Source organism: Rahnella sp. JUb53 (genome assembly GCF_004346065.1).
GTDB lineage: Bacteria > Pseudomonadota > Gammaproteobacteria > Enterobacterales > Enterobacteriaceae > Rahnella > Rahnella variigena.
The window spans coordinates 201,929-223,323 of sequence record NZ_SLYT01000009.1 but is presented as its reverse complement, the minus strand read 5'-3'; the positions used below and the strand labels follow the sequence as shown (position 1 = coordinate 223,323).

The window sequence follows — 21,395 nt, the reverse complement described above, 5'->3', positions numbered from 1 at the left end:
ATAAAGACTAACCACCTGATTTAAGAATATTTATCGCTGCTTTTTAGGAAAGCAGCGACCATATAGTGGAAAGGATTATATCAAAGAACCCGCCGGGGAGTAACGCCGGTGTCAGCCAATACCGGCCTGATGCAGGTCATGCAGGTTGATCGCACCGACCAGCACGCCTTCGCTATCGACCACCGGCGCGGCGCTGATATTTTGCTGATGCAGGGCTTCGAGTGCCTCGCCTGCCCGCCATTGTGCCGGAAGCTGATAACCGGGACGACTCATGGCATCGGCCAGCGGGTCGTGCAGGCTGTGGCCTTTGACCAGCCAGCGACGTAAATCGCCATCGGTGAACACGCCAACCACATGCAGGCTGGCGTCGCATACCGCAATCAGACCCAGGCCGGTGCGGCTCAGTTCCAGCATCGCGTCCATGACATTTTTCTGACTGTCGACCACCGGCAGACGATCGCCGGAACGCATCAGATGATGCACGCGATTCAGCAAACGCGCCCCCAGACTGCCGCCGGGATGTGAACGGGCGAAGTCTTCCGCGCCAAAACCACGGTGTCGCATCAGCGCCATCGCCAGCGCATCGCCCATCATTAAGGTATTTACCGCGCTCGAGGTCGGTGCCAGTCCCATCGGGCAGGCTTCGCGCTCAACGCTGATATCCAGCACACAATCGGCTGCCAGCGCCAGCGGCGAATCTTTGCCGCCGGTGATGGCAATCAGACGAGTTTGGTTTTCTTTTAACAATGGCAGGATCAGATCCAGCTCTTTTGCCCGGCCGGAATAGGAAATAAAAATCATCACGTCTTCACTGCCGATCATGCCCAGATCGCCGTGCAGTGCTTCGGCGGGATGCACAAAGAACGCCGGTGTGCCGGTGCTGGCCAGTGAGGCCGCAATTTTCTTACCGATATGACCGGATTTTCCCATACCGGAAATGACGGCTTTGCCGCTACAGTTCAGCAATAAGCGGCAGGCGCAGAGGAAATTATCATCCAGCCGCGTCAGCAAACGGCGGGCTTCTTCTATTTCAATCTCAAGCGTTTCACGTGCGTAATTTAGTAATGCGTCACTCATCGTCTTCCCCGACTAAAATAATGCGGATCCCCAACTTTTCGATGGCATCACGATATTGCTGGCTTAACCCGCTGTCCGTGATCAGCGTATCGACCTTGCTTAAATGGCACACCACATTCGGGCTTTTACGGCCAAATTTTGACGAATCCACCAGCAGGAAAAGACGTTCAGCCGCTTTACACATCGCCTGACTGACGCCGTGAACTTCGTTGAATGTGGTGACACCGCCATCGAGATCAACGCCATCAGCGCCGATAAACAGCTTATCGAAGTTGAATTTATCAAAGGCACTTTCGGCAAGGCTGCCGTGGAAGGAAGACGATTTTTTGCGGTAGGTGCCGCCCGGCATCAGGATTGTCTGGTCGTTATCCAGCTCCACCAGCGCATTGACGATATGCAGGCTGTTGGTCATGACAGTGATGTTATTGAACTGACTCAGGAAAGGCACCATCTGCATCACGGTACTGCCCGCATCGAAAATCAGCGAGTCGCCGTCCTGAATTTCCTGAATGGCCGCGCGGGCGATGCGCAGTTTTTTGCCGGTATTGATGTGTGTTTTACGATCAATAGGCTGATCACCTTCCTCGCGACTCAGCACCACGCCGCCGTAAGTGCGGATCACTGCGCCCTCTTCTTCCAGCAGGGTGAGATCTTTACGAATAGTGGTGCCGGTTGTGGCGAAATGCGCGGCGAGATCGTCCACCGCCGTCTTTCCAAATTGCTGCAAGTGCTCCAGTATCGCCGCCTGCCGTTGCTTAGGTTTCATCACGATTTTCGCTCAAATTTTAAGATAAATTCACTGCCATCATTCTTTTTGAAAGATAATAGCTTTTAAAGTGAAAATATCATGATTTCGGTTCAATCGCTAATGATAGTGCAGTTTGAATATTCGGATCTTTCGGGAAGATCACACCTGTCATCAATTGTTCCCGGCTCATGCCATTAAGCGATGAAACCGGCTGAGGGCTGGCAAAAATCGTCAGGCCGCGCAGTAAAAATCCGTCACAGACTTTTTCCTGTTGATCGAAAGCCAGCGCCAGCACCACTCTCGGTTTGAAACGTCCGCCGGAACGCCCGACGCCCACATTGCCCTGCAAACACAACTTGTCGAATGCCCGGTTAAAGCGCTGCAACTGCCACCAGCCCAGCGCGATTTGCGCCACCCAGGCCAGCACCGCACAGAGGATTAATGCCGAAGTCGGGGTCATCTTTTCTCCTTAACATGACTTTCTGAGTAACATGATTTGCTCATTAAAATAGTCATCCGCCCCTGCAAAACAGGGGCGGATGGCATCAGAACATCACCTGACCACCGGTGATATTGATCGACTGACCGGTGCAATATGAAGCTTTATCGCTGGCGTAAAACAACAGCATATCCAGTACATCCTGATAGTCGCACCCGCGTTTCAGCGGCACTTTATCAATGTAATATTGCTCGACTTCATCGGCCTTAATGCCAAGCTTTTTGGCGTACTGCGGCAATAATGACTGGAACATCGGCGATTTGAGCAAATTACCCAGCATCAGTGAATGCACTGTGATGCCATATTCCGCCAGATCCAGCGCCAGAGACTGTGTCAGCCCGACGCCGCCGAATTTTGCCGCGCTGTAACCGGCATTATGTTTGCTGCCCACTTTGCCGGATTTAGAGTTGATCTGGATAATCCGTCCCGGAATACGGTCGCGGATCATCAGACGGGAAAACTCACGGGCACAGAGGAAATACCCCACCAGATTGACCTGCAGTGAGAGATCAAAGTCGTTGAGAGCGAAGTCGGTGATCGGCGATGCTTTCGCCATTCCCGCGCTGTACACCAGCAAACTGACCCTGCCAAACGTCTGATCCACCGCTTTCGCCAGTTGCTCTACGCTGGCCTCATTTGTGGCATCGACCGTAAATCCGAATGCCCGATCCTCACCAAACTGCTGGTTAATCTGTTCTGCCACCGACGCGGCATTCTTCTCATTGAGATCCGCCACCGCCACGCGATAGCCGGATTCAGCCAGCCCCTGACAGAGAAATGCGCCCAGCGTCTGTCCCCCGCCGATTACGACTGCAACCTGTTCCATAACTGACTCCTGATTCTGATAGTTAATCGATAAATTTCAATACGCTGCCCAGCGGAATATCGTCGGGCGTGGTGCCTTTTACATGGACGCTGCCGGGGAATTCAGCCTCGGCACTGCCGTCAAAACGCAGGGTGATATGCCCCAGCTCGCGCAGGTTTTGCATCGCCACGTCGCCCACGGCGGTCACCGGATATCGCACATCGGCAAGTTCCATGTAAGCGCCGCGGTGCAATTCCCCTTCGGTTTTCCCGTGCTGATGAATGAAGCAATAATCCTGAATGTCTGCCGGTGCGCCTTCACGGAAGGTGATCAGCATCTGGTCGGTCAGCGCCTCACGCGCGAAGTCGCCGATTTGCGTGATAGTGGTCTGATAAATGGTTTGCACGATGACTCCTTACTGATAGATGAAAGCGGAAGCCGCCCAGGCGATAAGTACCGTCGGTGCGCCGGTCAGAAAACGGCTGACCAGCACCGAGGGCACGCCCACGCGCACGGTGTCCTGTTTGGCTTCGGCCAGCGACAATCCGACGGGAATGAAATCGCAGGCCGCCTGAGCGTTGATGGCGAAAAGTGCAGGCAGCGCCAGATGTGGCGGGATATTGCCCAGCCCGATCTGCACACCCACCAGCACACCGATAACCTGCGCAATGACCGCGCCGGGGCCGAGGAAAGGAGATAGCAGCGGGAAGGAACAGATCAGCGCCAGCATCACCAGCCCGACCGGGCTTTTCGCCAGCGGCGTCAGCCCGTGCGCCACCAGATCCCCCAGCCCGGAGGCCATAATGATGCCGATCAGCGCCGCCACGAACGCCATAAATGGCAGGATGGTTTTGAGCACCGTATCGATGGTGTCGCGCCCGGCCTGGAACAACACGGCGACGCCGGAGCCCATACCCATACCGACTTTCGCCAGCAGGCCGTCGCTCTGTTCGGTGATTTTTTTGGTGGTGTCGTAGTCGCGCCCTGCCGCAGACGCAGCCGGTTTCGGCGTCGTCGTTACCGGTTCCGCGGCGTCTGTGCTTTCAATAACAATGTCATTCTCGCGGACACCGGAAACGTAAATGTCTTCGGTAATAAACTGCGCCAGCGGGCCGGACTTGCCGGTCGAATGGATGTTTATGGTCGGGATGCGCCGTTTAGGATAAATGCCGCAGCGCAGCGTGCCGCCGCAGTCGATGACCGCCACACCGATTTCTTCCGCCGGAGGTTCGCCTTCTTTAAAACCATCCACCGTTTCCCAGCCGGTCAGTTCCGCCAGCTTGTCGACAATCGCCGGGCGCGTGCCCGCCGTGATATACACCACTTTTTTGCCGGGCACCGCGTCAATCAACAGCGGACCACCCCAGCCACCTTCACCCCGGTTAATACGGATCGTAACGCTCATTTTCTGCTCCGGTTTTTAGAATTGGATTTTGAATAGACTGGAACCTGCCTACAGCTGCACCTGACGATCCAGCTGAATGCCCATCTTGCGTTCGAAGATGCGAGTGGTGAGATCCGTTATCCAGCCGCGGAAGAAATTGGTCACCATACCGACCAGGAAATAACTGACGGCCAGCGGTCCGAGCGGCAGTCCCAGCGTGGTCAGCCCGCTGGCAACGCCGAGATACACAAACAGTTCGCCGGGGTTGATGTGCGGGAAGAGACCGTTCATGGAATGGCAGCTGTAAGAGCCAGCGGCGTAATAGCTGGGTTTGTAGATTTCGGGCATAAAGCGCCCGAGGCTGAGGGTCATCGGGTTGCAGAAAACAAAGGTGCCAATCACCGGCAGCAGCAGGTAGCGCGAAATCGGATTGCCAGCACAGCGCTGTGCCAGACGTTCGATTCGCCGTTGTCCGACAAAAACAATCAGCGCGTTCATGACTACCAGCAAACTGATTAAGAGAGGCAGGATGCCGGTGACCATCCCGACAAACACCTCACCGCCTTTTTGAAACAGGCCGATAAACCACTCGGCACCGTGCGTTATTACATCAATCATCATCTTCTCCTGTAGGGGATCGTGGGTTTACGCTTTCATGTTTTGTTACTCCACGCTGAAAATATAATCATTATGAATTTATATTAATTATATATTGATCACATTTTGAAAGTTTAACCTTTCAATTTGAAAGATTGATAATCAAGAGGCATTACAGGAAGAAGAAGGGAGCAGGAAGAAAGAGGGGTGAGACTGACCGGAGGAACGTCTCAGGCCAGCTTATTTTTAGAAACTTTTAAGAAACTACAGAAAGTAAAACCCGTTACGCCGACACCGTAAATCCAAGCATCATGCCGGTATCTTCATGTTCCAGCAGATGACAGTGCGCCATATAAGCATGTTGTTTATTGGCCAGATGGTTGAAGCGGACCAGAACTTCACTGCGGGCACCCTCAACGCGCACGATATCTTTCCAGCCCTGCCGGTGCGGCGGCACAGGCTGACCATTTTCAGAAAGAATACGGAACTGCGTGCCGTGGATATGGAAAGGATGCAGCATCATGTCGCCCTCGCCGGAAATAGTCCATTTTTCGTACTGGCCTTGTTTCACATCGAAAGCGGGCACATTCATGTCATAGGCTTTGCCGTTAATTTTGTTGCCCTGCATGAAGTCGTAACCGGCGGACGATTTGCTCATATCCATACCCGCCATGCTGCCGTGACCCTCATGTTCTGAACCCGACATGCCCGGCATTGCCGCCATATCGCCGCCGCCATGATCCATGCTCATGCCGGCCATTGCCTTGTGACCATAGCGTTTCATCAGCGCCGCCATGCCCTGCTGATCCAGTTGCGGATCCATCATCAGTTGCAGCCAGCGGGTTGGCAGATTATCGACGGACACCAGCGCCGGCAGCGGGACCAGCGTGTCCGGCAGAGAACTGCCGCTTTGCGTCAGCGTCGGCTGAATACGCAGCACCGGCAACGGTTTGTCGAAAGGTGCCAGCGTCATGCCCATCTGTTTCACCGGCAGCGTGACCAGATCAAAGGCTTTGCCGTCGCTGCAATCAATCAGCACTTCAAAACGCTCGCCCATCAGCAAGGATAAATCGCTGACTTTCACCGGTTCAGGCAGGAAACCGCCGTCGCTGGCGATGACGTACATCGGCCGCTGGTCACTGGTGGCGATGTGCAGCGAGCGTGCATTACAGCCATTGAGCAGACGAAAACGCACCCAGCCGCGGGAAATACCGTGCTGCGGATACACCGCGCCGTTGGTCAGCATATGTTGCCCGAACCAGCCGACAGCCGCGGTCATCACGTCCATCTGATAATCAATCTGTCCGGCGTCGTTCAGGCGTTTATCCTGCAAAATGACCGGAATATCATCCACGCCCCAACGTTTAGGGATCTGCAACAGGTCGCTGGCTTCATCTTCAATCAGCACCATACCGGCCAGACCCATCGCCACCTGATAACCGCTGGTCTGATGCGGATGCGGATGGAACCAGCAGGTCGACGCTGGCTGATCGAGTGTGAAACTGACTTTTCTTTTCTGACCTGGAGCGATCAGTGCCTGAGGACCGCCATCGACGTCACCGGGGATTTCCAGCCCGTGCCAGTGAACGGTGCTGGCAACATCCAGACGGTTATTGACGGTGACATCGACCTGTTTGCCGCGACGGATACGCAGCGCCGGGCCGAGAAGATTACCGTTAACGCCCCAGGTTTCGGTGTTTACACCCGGCAGAAACTGGCTCTGACCGCGCTGCAACGTCAGCATAATGGCGTTACGGATATCCGGTTCCAGCATCGCAGGAATGGGTAATGCAGGGCGGTCTGCGGCGAGCGCGAAGCGGCTCCAGCCGGGCAGCGTACTGGCGGCCCCCATCAGGGTTGTCCATTTTACGAAATCACGACGGTTCATTTTTCAGTCCTTATGAGGGCAATTGCCAGACGGATGGCGTAAGCGTGCCATAATAGTACGACAGCCTAACCCTTCCCCTAAGGGGAAGGTCAAGCGGCGCAGCGGGAAAAGAAATTTGGTGCCGCTCAGTGCAAATATGGTAACGTCCTTTTCACTGTTTGTGAGCCAAGTCTTTCTGACTTTCTATCTAAAAGAACAAGAACACGCCGATGAAAAAAACAACATTGTGTTTGCTATTACTGTCGCTGCTTGGCTTCTCCTCCGCCAGTCAGGCGCTGAGTGAATCAGAAGCGGAAGATCTGGCGGATCTGACTGCCGTTTTCGTTTATCTGAAAAACAACTGCGGTTACGAACAGTTGCCGAATACCCAAATCAAACGGGCGATCGTGTTTTTCGCCCAGCAAAACCGCTGGGATCTGAGCAATTACAACAGCTTTAATATGCAGTCGATGGGCGAAGACAGCTACCGCGATCTGAGCGGGATTGCCGTCCCTAAACCGACCAAATGCAAATCTCTGGCGCGTGATTCCTTGAGTCTGCTGGCCTACACCAACTAATTTTTAAGCCTGTTTACGCGCTTTGCGCTCCGTCATTTGGTTGCCGGAGCCGCTTCCCCTTCCCTCTGTTACCCGTACCACGTCTGCCTCAGCTACACTTAACCTAAACGGGTTGGTCTGAAACCGTGCATGGACCGGCAGAGTTAGCTATCATGTGCGCCCATTTTTATGGCTGCGATTGATCAGGAGAAACAACAACATGTCCCAGAGCTCGTCATCCAAAGAAATATGGTATGAGACGCTGCACGCCCATTTTGGCCAGTACTTCAGCGTCGATAAAGAGTTATACCGAGACAAAACCGAGCATCAGGATCTGGTGATTTTCGAGAATGCCGCGCTGGGTCGCGTGATGGCGCTCGACGGCGTGGTGCAAACCACTGAGCGTGATGAATTCATCTATCACGAAATGCTGACCCATGTGCCGTTGTTCGCCCACGGCAACGCGAAAAAGGTGCTGATCATTGGCGGTGGCGACGGCGCAATGCTGCGCGAAGTGTGCCGCCACAAAGGCGTGGAATCGGTGACGATGGTGGAAATTGATGCCGGCGTAGTGGAGTTTTGCCGCCAGTATCTGCCCAACCATAATGCCGGTGCCTATGACGATCCGCGTTTCAACCTGGTGATCGACGACGGTGTGAACTTCGTCAATCAGACCGCTGAAACCTATGATGTGATCATCTCCGACTGCACCGATCCGATCGGCCCCGGAGAAAGTCTGTTTACGTCGGCGTTCTACGAAGGCTGTGCCCGTTGTCTCAAACCGGGCGGCATTTTCGTGGCACAAAATGGCGTGTGCTTCCTCCAGCAGGATGAAGCGGTCAACAGCCACACCAAACTGAGCCACTATTTCAGTGACGTCAGTTTCTATCAGGCCGCGATCCCGACCTATTATGGCGGCATCATGACCTTTGCCTGGGCGACCAACAGCCCGGAATATCGCCAGATCGACAGCGCAACCTTGCAGGCACGCTTTGACGCCGCAGATATCACCTGTCGTTATTACAATCCGGCGATTCATCACGGCAGCTTTGCCCTGCCACAATATTTACTGAATGCCCTGTCAGCCGCGCGCTGATACTGCATCCATAAGGGGGTGAACTAAATTGCAAAAGCTGAAACTGCATGGCTTCAACAACCTGACCAAAAGCCTGAGTTTTTGTATCTACGATATCTGCTACGCCAAAACCGCAGACGATCGTGATGGCTACATTGCCTACATTGACAAAGAATATAACGCTAACCGTTTGACGGAGATCCTCACCGAAACCTGCTCGATCATCGGTGCCAATATCCTCAACGTGGCGCGACAGGATTACGAACCACAGGGCGCCAGCGTCACGATTTTAGTGAGCGAAGAGCCGATGGATCCGCGTGATGTCGATAACACAGAACATCCGGGTCCGTTGCCGAATTCCGTGGTCGCACACCTGGATAAAAGCCATATCTGCGTGCATACCTATCCGGAAAGCCATCCCGAAGGCGGGCTGTGTACTTTCCGCGCTGACATTGAAGTCTCGACCTGTGGCGTAATTTCACCGCTGAAAGCGCTGAACTATCTGATCCATCAGCTCGAATCCGACATCGTCACCATCGATTACCGCGTTCGCGGTTTTACCCGCGACGTGAACGGCGTGAAACACTACATCGACCATTCCATTAACTCGATTCAGAACTTCATGTCGCAGGATATGAAAGCGCTGTACGACATGATGGACGTCAACGTGTATCAGGAAAATATCTTCCACACCAAGATGTTGCTGAAAGAGTTCGATCTCAAACATTATCTTTTCAATGCCAAACCGGATGAACTGAGCGCGCAGGAGCGTAAGGAAATCACCGATTTGCTGTACAAAGAAATGCAGGAAATCTATTACGGCCGCAATCTGCCGTCAGTCTGATCAGGGCTGAATAAAGAAAAGGCCGGACATGAGTAAAATGTCCGGCCTTTTTTTGTATAGACAAATTCTGATAATAAATATTCTCTCCATTCTAAACTCAATAAGCATTACTTAAGTAAAATATCCTGGCATATCTGAAAACCCGCTATACTCCTTAAGACAAATTAATGTTAAATCAGTCATTAAATCCTTATTTAACTCAAATTATTGAACGATCGATCTCAGTATTAAGCCAAATTCCAGAAATAATATACAGGCTATAAATCAAATAAAATTCACGAATAACCAATAATTTAGCTTATGGCAGATCAAAAGATCGCTTTTTTCTTAAAAAGAGATAAATACCTTTATATCTCCCCCTCCGACCATTAGCATCCTCCTATTGCTTACTAAGCAACCAGCTCCATCCACCTGCAAGCAGAAATAAAAAATGACAATGAGTAAATTAAAGACCGTATCCAGCCTGCTGGTCACGAGTTCTTTATTGGTTTCCGGGGTTTCCCGGGCCGGGGAAAGTTTGTTAGGCAGCAATACTGAAGGAATGCGGCACTATGTGAGTTACGGTGCTGAATATTATAAGTGGGACGAATCCGTCGATAATATGGACGGTAAATATGTTGCTGAACATGGCCCGCGCCTGCGTGTTAATTTCGGATCCAATAATTACCTCGATGCCCCCGGCGGATTATTAAAAGCCTGGGACATGAGCGTGATGTTCGGGATCGTCCGGTATAAAGGCAGTACGCTGGACGATCAGGCCAATGTGCCGAACGGATCACTGAAAGGCAAAACCTACTACACCGGTTACAGTGCGGACATGACGCGCGGCTACCGTTACCGGGCATCCGACAGTGTGTCTTTCGATATGAAAGGCGCACTCGGCGGCCAGGCATGGTTGCGAAACATCCGCTCTGACGATGTGTATATTGCCTCGGAAAATACCACCCGCAATTACAACGCGGTGGAAGTCACGCTGCAGCCTTATGCCAAAGCATCCCTGGGTGCGAACTGGCAGATGACCGCAGATTCACGTCTGAGTCTGGAAGGCGGTGCACTGTATCCGATTAAAACCTGGACGCACAGCAATCAGGGTTCAGTCTGGCTGGAGCCGAAATCTAAGCTCTCGCCATTCACCAGCCTGACCTGGAATATCAACAAAGATGTCTTTGTGAAAGCCAGCTATGTGCACCAGAAATACGGCAAGTCGGACGAGAAACAGGGTGACCTGAACGGACGCACCGTCGGCTATTATCAGCCCGCGACCACCACCTCCACGCTGGGATTAGAAGTCGGTTTCTACTTCTGATGATGCCAGCGAATAAGCGCCCTCAAGCGGATTGTTCCGGTGTAAATCACCGGGACAATCGCTTATCTTAAAAGCCTCCTTTTCCCGAGGCTTACCTTTCATATGGATCGTTTCGCAACGCTGGCTGGCGTTCTCGCCATTTTATTGTGGAGCATGAGCGTGGCGCTCACCCGCAGTTTATCTGAATCTCTGGGGCCTTTTGGCGCCGCCGCATCGATTTATACAGTCAGTGGAATTATGGTCTGGATGGTCGGCGGAAAGCCTTCCCTGCGCGGGGAATCGCCCGCTTATCTGATCGTCTGCGGTCTGCTGTTTATCTTTTATATGGTGGCGTTTTCGCTGGCGATTGGTCTGGCGCATACCCGTCAGCAAACGCTGGAACTGGGACTTATCAATTATTTGTGGCCGAGCCTGACGCTGATTTTTGCGGTTCCGCTGCTGAAATTACGCGTACGCTGGTGGATCTGGCCGGGCGTGGTGCTGGCGTTTGCCGGTGTGCTGTGGGCAATCAGCGGCGGGCACGGACTGGATATCCATCAGCTGCTGCGTAATGTGCGTGGCAATCCGGTGGCCTACAGTCTGGCGCTGGGCGCAGCCGTTTCATGGGCGCTGTATTCCAATCTGGTTCGTGTGTTATGTAAAGGCAAAGGCGTGCTGCCGTTGTTTCTGCTGGCGACGGGTGCCGTGCTGTGGGTGTTGTATTTTACCTATTCATCGAACCGCATCAGCCTGACGCTGCCGGCTATTCTCGAACTGCTGTCGATGGGCGCAGTGACGGCCATTTCGTATCAGTGCTGGGATATCGCGATGAAAAAAGGCAATGCCACACTGGTGGCTGCGCTGTCGTATTTCACGCCGCTGTCATCGATTCTGATTGCCGGGTTGTGGCTGCACACGTTGCCGGGCGCCAGTTTCTGGCCGGGCGTGCTGATGGTGGTCGGCGGTTCGCTGCTGTGCTGGACCGCCTCGCGGGGTAAATAAGTTTCAGCGACAGGTCGTAACCTTATCGATAAGTCGTCACGAAAGAACGGTATTTGGCGAGGACTTGCAAAAAGTCCTCGACGCCGCAAAACGCCAGACTCTCTTCGTCGTAATAACTCATGCCTTCTTCAATCTCATCGCCGTCGAAATCCAGCTGATTGGCGCGGATCATCACTTCATCGTCGGCTAACAGCAGCGTGTATTCGTGGCCGACCATTTGCGTCTGGCGCTCGCTGCCTTTCAGCTCAGCCAGTGCGGCTTCAACGGTATCCAGCACGTTCAGGTCGCCCTTCACTTCTTCATTCAGCCAGTGACCGAGCACTTCGTGGCCCATTGAAAAACGCACTTTGACCTCACCGGTGATGTCGCGCAAAAAATCGTAATCCATGGGTTACTCCGCAGGAGGATGAAAAGGGGAATCGTCAACCGGCCGCATTTTGGCGTTCAAACAGCCGTATGTCCACCTCTTCTATGTTGCAAATCGGCGCACCGGCTTTACGCAGGATCTTACTCTTGTCCATCAGTAACAGTGATTGTGCGGCGTATTTGATCAATAGCGCTTTAAAGCGGGCATTTTTGTCATTACTGTCCCAAAGCACGCCTTCGCCGTCTAATCCTTCACAGGAGAAAATAAACAGATCAATCTCCAGTGATCGCAGTAAAGCCAACAGATGCGGGATGTCACTGAGGTACGCCTGATATTTACGGGAAAGCACCCCGCCCGTCGCAATCACCCGGATATTCTCACGTCGCACCAGCGTCTCCATGATACGTACGCTGTTGGTGTAGACCGTCAGAGGGATATTGGGCAGTTTTCTGGCTAAATACCAGCAGGTGGAGCTGGCATCCAGAGCCAGCGTCATATCGTTTTCAATATAGGATAACGCTTGCTGAGCCAACTGATCCTTCGGTGAAATATGACTTTTCGCTCGCTGCGCGAAAGTGATCCCCACATCCTGGGTCTGATTGATGCTTTTTGCACAACCATGCCGGCGAATTATCTCCCCCTGAATTTGTAGCTGCCCGAGATCGCGGCGGATGGTTTCATGACTGACGTGTAAACTGCGGGCGAGCTGACTCACGCTGAGCGCATCCTGCTGTGCCAGGAGTTCAAGAATGCAGAGATGGCGTGCCTGCTTTATCTTCATAAACGGTTCCATAAACCTGAAAGAAGAAGGCCAGCGTAAAGCGTTTAGACAATGAATACCGCGGTGCATCACTGATTCCCGGTCAGCACCGCGTTCGTCATTTATTTGTATAACGGGCCATAGTGCTGACAGGCGCGGTAATCCTGGCCTGCTTTGTCCATCCCAAACGCTGACCACGCAGAAGGACGGAAGAGTTGTACATCCGGCAAATTGTGCAGACAGACAGGAATACGCAACATGGCAGCCAGAGTGATCAGATCCGCACCTACATGACCCGGCGTTAGCACCCCATGATTGGCTCCCCAGCAATTCATCATCGTACTGGCATCGTTAAAGGGTTCCTGTCCGGTCAGTCTCGGCGTAAACCACGTTGTGGGCCAGGTGGAATTAGTACGCTGATCCAGCTGCTGATGTACATCCTCCGGCAATTCCACACTCCAGCCTTCTGCCAATTGCAATACGGGGCCAATGCCCTTGATAAGATTGATCCGGCTGAGGGTGAAAGGCATATCGCCAGGCGTAAGAAAGTTCGAGGAGAAACCGCCTCCGCGAAAATATTCATGCACTGCCGGGCACCAGAGGGTTTGCGCCAGACAACGTTGTGCGTCTTCAGGCGTCACTTGCCAGTGTGGTTTAATGGTCGGCAGCCCCTGCTCATCGCGCTGTGCACCGCTGCCATCAAGCGCGGCAGAACCGGAGTTGATCAGATGGATAATTCCCTGAGCTGCCCTGCCCGCCAGCTGATGTCCCGTCACGCGAAAAACGGCCTGCGGCGACCAACAGGTTCGCATATCGGCAAAGATTTGCGCCTTGCCGGTCAGGTAGTGACCAAACAACATTGAGACCGCATTCAGGCTATCGTTTTCTGTCGCCATCAATATCGGCTGACGGGGTCCATTCCAGTCGAAGCTGCTGTTGAGCAAGGCTTCTGCGATATCCGCATTCGGATAATGATCGGTCCAGTGCCTTTGCCCCTGAAACCCACCGGCAATGGCGTTATAGCCTGTCGCCTCTTCATTAAAGCCGCGCACCGCCAGTTGCGGGTTACCCTGCATCATGTCGCGTAAGCACAACGCCATCGTCAGTGACTCTTGCAAAATCCGCCGCTTATCGCTGTCAGAACGCTGAAATTCTGGCGGATTAACCTCTTCGCCGTACACAAACCCAGCCTCTGCCCAACTTATCGCCAGTGCCAGTTCCTTTTCGTCATAAATACCGCAGTCTATGCGGCGGCGAAGTTCCGTCATATCAACGCTTTGCACCTGCATGCCTAATGTTTCAGCAAAAAAGTGATGATCAACAATCGATCCGGCGATCCCCATTGAGACACTGCCCACTGACAAATAACTTTTGCCACGCAGACTGGCGACGACCAACCCTGCCCGAACGAAACGCAGCAGTTTTTCCTCTACATCCGCAGGAATATGGGTGTCATCGGCATCCTGTACATCCCGTCCGGAGATGCCGAACGCAGGTAATCCCTGCTGATTATGCGCGGCCAGCGCCGCCGCCAGATAGACCACGCCCGGACGTTCAGTGCCGTTAAATCCCCAAATGGCTTTTGGCCGCAGCGGATCGTTGTCAATCGTTTCGTCGCCATAACACCAGCAAGGCGTGACGGTGAGGGTCAGACCGACATTTTCACGACGAAACAGCGCGTCGCAACGCGCCGATTCTGCGCGCCCGGCAATCGTAGTCTCGGCAATCACGCAGCGCAGCGATGAGCCATCGGGATGACGGATACACGATGAGATAAGCTCAGCGGCAGATTCGGCCATCGCCATAGTTTGCGTTTCCAGTGATTCACGCACGCCCATTCTTCGTCCGTCGATAACCGGGCGAATACCAAGTGTAATCGGTTGAGAAATCCAGGATTCAGTCAATGTTTTCATTTTGCGCCCTCACTGGCTAATACGCGGTTGGTGATCACATTCTTACGGCGGACAAAGATCAGAGTGATACCCAGAAGCAGCCAGACCCCCATAACGCTGAGTGTTTTACTGTCGGTATCGCGAAGTAACATCACAATCATGCAGCCAAGAATGGCGATACTTAACGTAGCGGTAATGATGTGTAACGCAGGTGATATACGGAAAGAAGACATCTGATAGGCGGCCGTTTTGCGCACCCGCCACGAGCAGATAATGCAGACGATTTGTGCCGCCAGAAAGGTGATTGCAGCGGCACTGGCAATATTGGACACCGAAATACCGCACAGGATTGGTATCACCCCGATCAGATACAGCAGGGTCAGCAGTAAATACGGCACGCGGGTTTTAAGACTTACACGCCCGAGGCTGCGCGGCAGCCAGCCGTCATCGCAGGCCACCAGCAAACTTTTACTGCCCCACAACATCTGCACATTGGTTATCCCCAGCATGCTGATAATCCCCGCGCCGATACTGAAGAACAGGAAAGATCCCGGTGACATGAAGGATTTTGCGACCACAGTCAGCGGCTGATGTGCCACTTCTGATAGCGGTAAAATTCCGGTTGCGGTGACAGAAACCAGCATATAAATCAGCGCAGCAAACGCCGTGGAACCCATGATCGCCACCGGAATTGCGCGTGCCGGGTTTTTCATTTCACCGGCCAGTTCTGCCACCGTACAGGCACCGTTGGTAACAAACAGCAGCAAGGCCACCGAGGTTGCAAAGGCCGCGAAGCCGTTCGGCAAAAGGGTGGTGAAGTTGTTTATCTGCACCTCCCCTATACCTTCACCGACAAACAGCAACATGCCACATAACATGATAATCGTGAGGATCATACTCAGGCGGGCGCTGAGGGCCGCGCCAAGCAAATTTGCCAGATAAATGACCGTTAATATGACGAAACTGACCGCTGTTTTTGGCAGGTCGGGAAAAAAGGCCATCAGATAATCAGAGCAGGTCAGCGCATATAACGACAGTGAAACGTGAGTCAGTGAGAAAAACCAGAACACCAAAAAACCACATGTCGGGCTAATTAAACGTGAAGGCCAGCTGTATATTCCGCCGGTCACCGGCAAGGTTGCCGCTAATACTGCATAGGGAATACCGGCAAGAACGGTAATTAATGATGCCACTAAGTATGCCAGGGGTGTTCCACCGCCAGTATTGGCAATAATAACGCCAGTCAGTGCAATTACGCCGCCGCCAATAATGGCTTTAATTGCAGCGAAAAAAATTACCGGCGTGCTGAGTGTTTTAACCAGTTTATCCGCATTACGGGAAACCGAAGGTTCGCTCATGATCATTCCTTAATTGAATGAAATAACGCAGCAGAAGATCGAATTAGCGCAGCAAAAAATTATCAGGTCGCAGTGACCATTTGTCTGAGCGCGGACGTTAATAACGTGCGTGAAGTGGCATAGTTCAGGCGAATAAATCCGTCACCGCCCCTGCCAAAATGTGTGCCGGGTTCAATCCACACATCACTTTTTTCAAGGAAAAAATGTTTCAGATCGACCTGCTGCAAACGACGACAGTCGATCCACGCCAGATAAAGTGCGTCGCCACCACATCGCTGCATACCCGAATCTTTGAGTATCAGATCCAGTTGTCTGAGGTTATCGCGCAACGTACTAAGCAACGCGTTCAGCCAGGGCTCACCGTTTCTGTAAGCCGCTTCACAGGCGATAATCCCGGCGATATTCGGGCGCTCAAGCCCGCAGGCCACATAGTGTTGATGTAAACGCTGGCGCAATTGCGGATTAGAAATAATCAGCGTAGAGGTCTGTAATCCGGCCAGATTGAAAGTTTTGCTGGGTGCGGTGCAGGTAATGCTGATGTCGGAAAATTCCGCGCAGAGGCTGGCAAAAGGCAGGTATTTCACCTGTGAATTGATCACTAAATCCTGATGAATTTCATCTGCTATCACCAAAATATTATTGCGCAGACAACACTCACCAAGCAGCAATAATTCTTCGCGACTCCAGACTTTGCCTATCGGATTGTGCGGGTTACTGAGAATGAAAATTTTCACATCAGGGGTAATCGCTGCCTCGAACTTTTCTATATCCAGCACGTAATCCTGCCCCACAAGCTCCAGCTCCACGGGCACAACCCGCCGCTGATTCAGACCGACGCTGTCATGAAAAGGGCCGTATACCGGCATCAGCATCATGACGCCATCACCCGGCGCAGAAAAGGTTTGGATCGTCAGATTCAGTGCGCTGACAATGCCCGGGCTATGCAACATCCATTGCGTTTTTACTGCCCATTGATGGTGAGTATATTGCCAGCCAGCCAGTGCTTCACGCAGGCTTTCAGGCGCGTCGGTGTAACCGTAAATCCCGTGTTCTGCCATCCGGCCCAGTGCCTGATTCACTGCAGGAGGACTGATAAAATCCATGTCAGCGATCCATAGCGGTATCGGCCTTTTGGTCACATTCTCAGGTAGCCAGGGTGAGGGAAAAGCCCATTTCAGCGAGCCGTCTGAAGTACGATCGTGAGGATATTCAAAGCAGTGCTCAATTTCATTCATGACATCACTCCTTGTTATTTTTATTATTCAACTCTCAGCCCGTAATGCTTAAATCGCTCCAATACCACGTTAATCTCCTCCTCTGACAGGACTGGAACAGGATTAACTCGTCCTGATACGGCCAGATACAAGCGCGCCAGAACTTCGACTTCCTGAGCCAGCCAAAGGGCTTTCTCCAGATCCACTTCACAGGCAATCATGCCGTGGTGTTGTAATAAAGTGGCTTTGCGATCGCGTAATGCAGCCGCAACATTCGCGGACAGTTCAACGGAGCCAAAGGTGGCATAAGGAGCACAGGGGATGGTGTTCCCACCGGCGGCGGCAATCATGTAATGAATGGCCGGGATCGGCAGATTGAGAATGGCGACGGCAGTGCAGTGCGGCGCGTGGTTATGGACAACAGCGTTAACGTCTGGCCTGACCTGATAGGCTGCCTGATGAAAACGCCACTCGCTGGAGGGAATTTTACCTTCTTCAGATTCTCCGCTGGCGTTCACATACACAATTTGTCCGGCATTCATCTTTTCATAGGCAATTCCGGAGGGAGTAATTAGCATACCTTCCTGATAACGCACGCTGATATTTCCGGCAGTTCCCTGATTTAACCCCAGACGGCTCATTTCCAGACAGGCATGAATAATGTTTTCGGCTAATGTGCTTCTCGTCATAAGTGGCCTTTTTATTCGTTAGATAACGTCATAAACAGAACCATCATGTTGAGTGCTATTTTATTTCCAGGAGAAAATCTAAATATGAAGTGTGATGGACGTCATCAAAACAGGAAAGAAACCGGGAGGGCATGATACGCAGAAATAAATAAAAGTGACCTTTTTCGTAATTAATAATTCAAATGGTCAAAAATATAAAAATCCATCAGAAGATATTCTGAGTTGACATGTAAATAAATCCCCGGGGAAAATACTGACGTCCCGTTGGATTAACAGCATCGCTGTACTGGTTTGATTATAAAAAATTGATATAAAAAAGGGAGCCGAAGCTCCCTTTTCAACACTGGCGCAAATATAACGATTTAGACTGCGGTTTGGAAGATCACGCCGTCAGCTTTATCCGTATATTCACTCAGCTTGTCGAAGTTCAGATAACGGTAAGTATCCACCGCTGTTTTATCCACTTCAGCCATGTAGCCGAGGTATTCTTCCGGCGTTGGCAGGCGTCCCAGCAGGGACGCAATCGCCGCCAGTTCTGCGGAAGCCAGATAGACATTGGCACCGTTACCCAGACGGTTCGGGAAGTTACGGGTAGAGGTAGACACCACGGTAGAACCGTCGGCCACACGCGCCTGGTTACCCATGCACAGTGAACAGCCTGGAATTTCTACACGCGCACCGCTCTTACCAAAGACGCTGTAATAGCCCTCTTCCGTCAGCTGAGCCGCATCCATTTTAGTCGGTGGCGCAACCCACAAACGGGTTGGCAACGCGCCTTTATGGCTGTCGAGCAGTTTACCTGCCGCACGGAAGTGACCGATGTTGGTCATGCACGAACCGATAAACACTTCGTCGATTTTGCTGTTCTGCACGGAAGACAGCAGACGTGCATCATCCGGATCGTTTGGCGCACAAAGGATTGGCTCTTTGATGTCCGCCAGATCGATTTCGATGATCGCCGCGTATTCCGCGTCGGCATCGGCTTCGAGCAGGTTCGGGTTCGCCAGCCACTCTTCCATACCTTTGATGCGACGCTCGATGGTACGACGATCGCCGTAACCTTCAGAGATCATCCACTTCAGCAGCACGATGTTAGAGCTCAGGTATTCTTTGATCGGCGCCTGATCCAGTTTGATCGTACAACCTGCCGCTGAACGTTCTGCGGACGCATCCGCCAGTTCAAATGCCTGTTCTACTTTCAGTTCCGGCAAGCCTTCGATTTCCAGAATACGGCCAGAGAAGAGGTTTTTCTTACCCTTTTTCTCAACGGTCAGATGACCTTCTTTGATCGCGTAGTAAGGGATCGCATGCACCAGATCACGCAGGGTGATGCCCGGTTGCATTTTGCCTTTGAAGCGCACCAGTACGGATTCCGGCATATCAAGAGGCATCACGCCGGTCGCCGCAGCAAAGGCCACCAGACCGGAACCTGCCGGGAAGGAAATCCCGATCGGGAAACGGGTATGGGAGTCACCGCCGGTGCCGACAGTGTCCGGCAGCAGCATACGGTTCAGCCATGAGTGAATGATGCCATCGCCAGGGCGCAGTGAAACACCGCCGCGGTTCATGATGAAATCAGGCAGCGTGTGGTGCGTGGTCACGTCAACCGGCTTAGGATACGCGGCGGTATGACAGAATGACTGCATCACTAAATCGGCGGAGAAGCCCAGACACGCCAGGTCTTTCAGTTCATCACGGGTCATCGGGCCGGTGGTGTCCTGAGAACCCACGGACGTCATTTTTGGTTCGCAATATTCGTTCGGACGAACACCGGCAACGCCACAGGCGCGACCCACCATTTTCTGCGCCAGCGAGAAACCTTTGTTGCTTGCAGCAACTGGCTTCGCGATACGGAACACTTCGCTCTGAGGCAGTTTCAGTGACTCACGGGCTTTGGTGGTTAAACCACGGCCGATGATCAGCGGAATACGGCCACCGGCGCGCACTTCGTCGAGCAGTACGTCGGTTTTCAGTTCGAAAGTCGCAATCACTTCGTTGGTTTCGTGGTTACGCACTTCGCCTTTGTACGGGTAGATATCGATGACATCGCCCATGTTCAGGTCAGAAACGTCCACTTCGATCGGCAACGCACCGGCATCTTCCATGGTGTTGAAGAAGATTGGCGCGATTTTACCGCCGAGAACCACACCGCCGCCGCGTTTGTTCGGGACATGAGGAATATCATCGCCCATGAACCACAGCACGGAGTTGGTGGCTGATTTACGTGAGGATCCGGTACCGACTACGTCACCTACGTAAGCCAGCGGGAAACCTTTTTTGTTCAGTTCTTCGATTTGCTTGATAGGACCGACGCTGCCAGGTTGATCCGGGTGGATACCTTCGCGTTCGTTTTTCAGCATCGCCAGCGCGTGCAACGGAATATCTGGACGGGACCAGGCATCCGGGGCCGGTGACAAATCATCGGTGTTGGTTTCACCCGTCACTTTAAACACAGTGACGGTGATTTTTTCAGCCAGTTGCGGACGTGACAAATACCATTCGGCATCCGCCCACGACTGCAGGATTTTTTTCGCGTGTTCGTTGCCGGCGTGTGCTTTTTCTTCCACATCGTAGAAGTTATCAAACATCAGCAGCGTATGAGACAGCGCTTTGGCGGCGATGGGCGCCAGCGTTTCGCTATCCAGCGCGTCGATCAGCGGGTGAATGTTATAACCGCCCTGCATGGTACCGAGCAGTTCAACGGCTTTTTCAGGAGTGACCAACGGAGAGGTAGTTTCGCCTTTGGCGACTGCAGCCAGGAATCCGGCTTTAACGTAGGCGGCTTCGTCGACGCCCGGTGGAACACGATTAATCAGCAGGTCTAACAGAGTATCTTCTTCGCCTTGTGGCGGATTCTTCAGGGACTCAACCAACGCTGCCATCTGTGAAGCATCAAGTGGCTTAGGGACGATGCCCTCTGCAGCACGCTCGGCTACGTGCTTACGGTATTCTTCTAGCACGACATTCTCCTCGCTCTCATTGTCATTTATTATGCCTGGCTTCCCTCATCAGACCGCTAGTAATCCTGCAGGGACAGCGGAATATCGGATTGTCTGATGAGTCGGGGACACTGCGGGTATGATTGTTTCTTTGTCGGTTTACGACACTTCCTGAACCGGAGCACAGTGTCCTTTAGCGCCGAAGCAGCATAGCAGGATTTTTGGGGGGTGTTAATCTGTTTACAAAAAAGCAACATTAAATTCTTGCTGAATCGTTAAGGGCAAAATAATCCTTTCCGATATGGCGTTCAGACATCTGCTTACTGCCTTGTGAAGCCAGCAAAGACAAGCGTGTGGAGTAAAAATTTACTGTTTATAATTCATCTGCAAGCTGCTGTTAAACCTGGTCGCATGAAGCGAAGTTCTGCCCCTCTGA

General features: G+C 52.6%; 20 protein-coding genes. 5 read left to right on the top strand and 15 right to left on the bottom strand.

Going from position 1 to position 21,395, the window contains the following annotated elements; all coding sequences use genetic code 11:
• Positions 1–111: 111 nt before the first annotated feature.
• The 8 genes from gutQ to cueO all read right to left on the bottom strand — a co-directional run bounded on the left by gutQ (position 112) and on the right by cueO (position 6,998).
• Positions 112–1,077, bottom strand: coding sequence for an arabinose-5-phosphate isomerase GutQ (gutQ, locus tag EC840_RS19965; RefSeq protein ID WP_113876377.1), 966 nt, complete (start codon positions 1,075–1,077; stop codon positions 112–114).
• Positions 1,070–1,843 carry a DNA-binding transcriptional repressor gene (locus tag EC840_RS19960; RefSeq protein WP_112286898.1) on the bottom strand — a complete coding sequence of 258 codons (774 nt, stop codon included), beginning with the start codon at positions 1,841–1,843 and terminating at the stop codon, positions 1,070–1,072. Before EC840_RS19960 ends, gutQ begins: the two co-directional genes overlap by 8 nt.
• A gap of 79 nt (positions 1,844–1,922) precedes the next feature.
• Positions 1,923–2,285 (bottom strand): transcriptional regulator GutM, encoded by a 363-nt coding sequence (gene gutM, locus EC840_RS19955; protein WP_113876376.1) that lies wholly within the window; start codon positions 2,283–2,285, stop codon positions 1,923–1,925.
• Positions 2,286–2,370: 85 nt separating this feature from the next.
• Positions 2,371–3,150, bottom strand: coding sequence for a sorbitol-6-phosphate dehydrogenase (gene srlD / locus EC840_RS19950; RefSeq protein ID WP_113876375.1), 780 nt, complete (start codon positions 3,148–3,150; stop codon positions 2,371–2,373).
• A gap of 22 nt (positions 3,151–3,172) precedes the next feature.
• On the bottom strand, positions 3,173–3,535 hold the full coding sequence (gene srlB / locus EC840_RS19945; RefSeq protein ID WP_112286901.1) for a PTS glucitol/sorbitol transporter subunit IIA: 363 nt from the start codon (positions 3,533–3,535) through the stop codon (positions 3,173–3,175).
• A 9-nt stretch (positions 3,536–3,544) separates the two neighbouring features.
• Entirely contained in the window at positions 3,545–4,534 is a 990-nt protein-coding gene (locus EC840_RS19940) for a PTS glucitol/sorbitol transporter subunit IIB (protein ID WP_129639743.1), read from the bottom strand.
• A 48-nt stretch (positions 4,535–4,582) separates the two neighbouring features.
• A complete protein-coding gene (locus tag EC840_RS19935; protein ID WP_112286903.1) occupies positions 4,583–5,131 on the bottom strand; it encodes a PTS glucitol/sorbitol transporter subunit IIC in 549 nt (182 codons plus the stop codon).
• Between the two features lie 262 nt (positions 5,132–5,393).
• Positions 5,394–6,998 carry a multicopper oxidase CueO gene (gene cueO, locus EC840_RS19930; protein ID WP_132966724.1) on the bottom strand — a complete coding sequence of 535 codons (1,605 nt, stop codon included), beginning with the start codon at positions 6,996–6,998 and terminating at the stop codon, positions 5,394–5,396.
• Positions 6,999–7,207: 209 nt separating this feature from the next.
• On the opposite strand from cueO, the gene EC840_RS19925 reads away from it, so the two are divergent.
• The 5 genes from EC840_RS19925 to yddG all read left to right on the top strand — a co-directional run bounded on the left by EC840_RS19925 (position 7,208) and on the right by yddG (position 11,740).
• Entirely contained in the window at positions 7,208–7,555 is a 348-nt protein-coding gene (locus tag EC840_RS19925; protein ID WP_095924682.1) for a YacC family pilotin-like protein, read from the top strand.
• A gap of 199 nt (positions 7,556–7,754) precedes the next feature.
• Positions 7,755–8,630, top strand: coding sequence for a polyamine aminopropyltransferase (speE, locus tag EC840_RS19920; protein WP_112286905.1), 876 nt, complete (start codon positions 7,755–7,757; stop codon positions 8,628–8,630).
• A 28-nt stretch (positions 8,631–8,658) separates the two neighbouring features.
• A complete protein-coding gene (speD, locus tag EC840_RS19915) occupies positions 8,659–9,453 on the top strand; it encodes an adenosylmethionine decarboxylase (RefSeq protein WP_112286906.1) in 795 nt (264 codons plus the stop codon).
• A gap of 436 nt (positions 9,454–9,889) precedes the next feature.
• Positions 9,890–10,759, top strand: a complete 870-nt coding sequence (locus EC840_RS19910; protein ID WP_243701097.1) for a hypothetical protein — start codon at positions 9,890–9,892, stop codon at positions 10,757–10,759.
• A gap of 102 nt (positions 10,760–10,861) precedes the next feature.
• Positions 10,862–11,740, top strand: a complete 879-nt coding sequence (gene yddG / locus EC840_RS19905; RefSeq protein ID WP_132966720.1) for an aromatic amino acid DMT transporter YddG — start codon at positions 10,862–10,864, stop codon at positions 11,738–11,740.
• A gap of 22 nt (positions 11,741–11,762) precedes the next feature.
• Here yddG and yacL read toward each other — a convergent pair whose 3' ends face one another.
• From yacL to acnB, 7 genes are all read right to left on the bottom strand, one after another.
• The gene (gene yacL, locus EC840_RS19900) at positions 11,763–12,128 is read right to left on the bottom strand and encodes a protein YacL (protein WP_132966718.1); all 366 of its coding nucleotides are present in this window, start codon (positions 12,126–12,128) and stop codon (positions 11,763–11,765) included.
• Between the two features lie 34 nt (positions 12,129–12,162).
• Positions 12,163–12,888 (bottom strand): L-fucose operon activator, encoded by a 726-nt coding sequence (fucR, locus tag EC840_RS19895; protein WP_240783367.1) that lies wholly within the window; start codon positions 12,886–12,888, stop codon positions 12,163–12,165.
• Positions 12,889–12,989: 101 nt separating this feature from the next.
• Positions 12,990–14,780, bottom strand: a complete 1,791-nt coding sequence (locus tag EC840_RS19890; RefSeq protein WP_132966716.1) for an L-fucose isomerase — start codon at positions 14,778–14,780, stop codon at positions 12,990–12,992.
• Entirely contained in the window at positions 14,777–16,117 is a 1,341-nt protein-coding gene (locus EC840_RS19885) for an APC family permease (RefSeq protein ID WP_165353191.1), read from the bottom strand. The genes EC840_RS19890 and EC840_RS19885 overlap by 4 nt, the downstream gene beginning before the upstream one ends.
• Positions 16,118–16,179: 62 nt before the next feature.
• Positions 16,180–17,352 carry a PatB family C-S lyase gene (locus EC840_RS19880; RefSeq protein WP_132966714.1) on the bottom strand — a complete coding sequence of 391 codons (1,173 nt, stop codon included), beginning with the start codon at positions 17,350–17,352 and terminating at the stop codon, positions 16,180–16,182.
• Positions 17,353–17,375: 23 nt separating this feature from the next.
• On the bottom strand, positions 17,376–18,020 hold the full coding sequence (locus EC840_RS19875) for an L-fuculose-phosphate aldolase (protein WP_129639738.1): 645 nt from the start codon (positions 18,018–18,020) through the stop codon (positions 17,376–17,378).
• Positions 18,021–18,382: 362 nt separating this feature from the next.
• Positions 18,383–20,980 carry a bifunctional aconitate hydratase 2/2-methylisocitrate dehydratase gene (gene acnB, locus EC840_RS19870; protein ID WP_112286910.1) on the bottom strand — a complete coding sequence of 866 codons (2,598 nt, stop codon included), beginning with the start codon at positions 20,978–20,980 and terminating at the stop codon, positions 18,383–18,385.
• Positions 20,981–21,395: the final 415 nt, after the last annotated feature.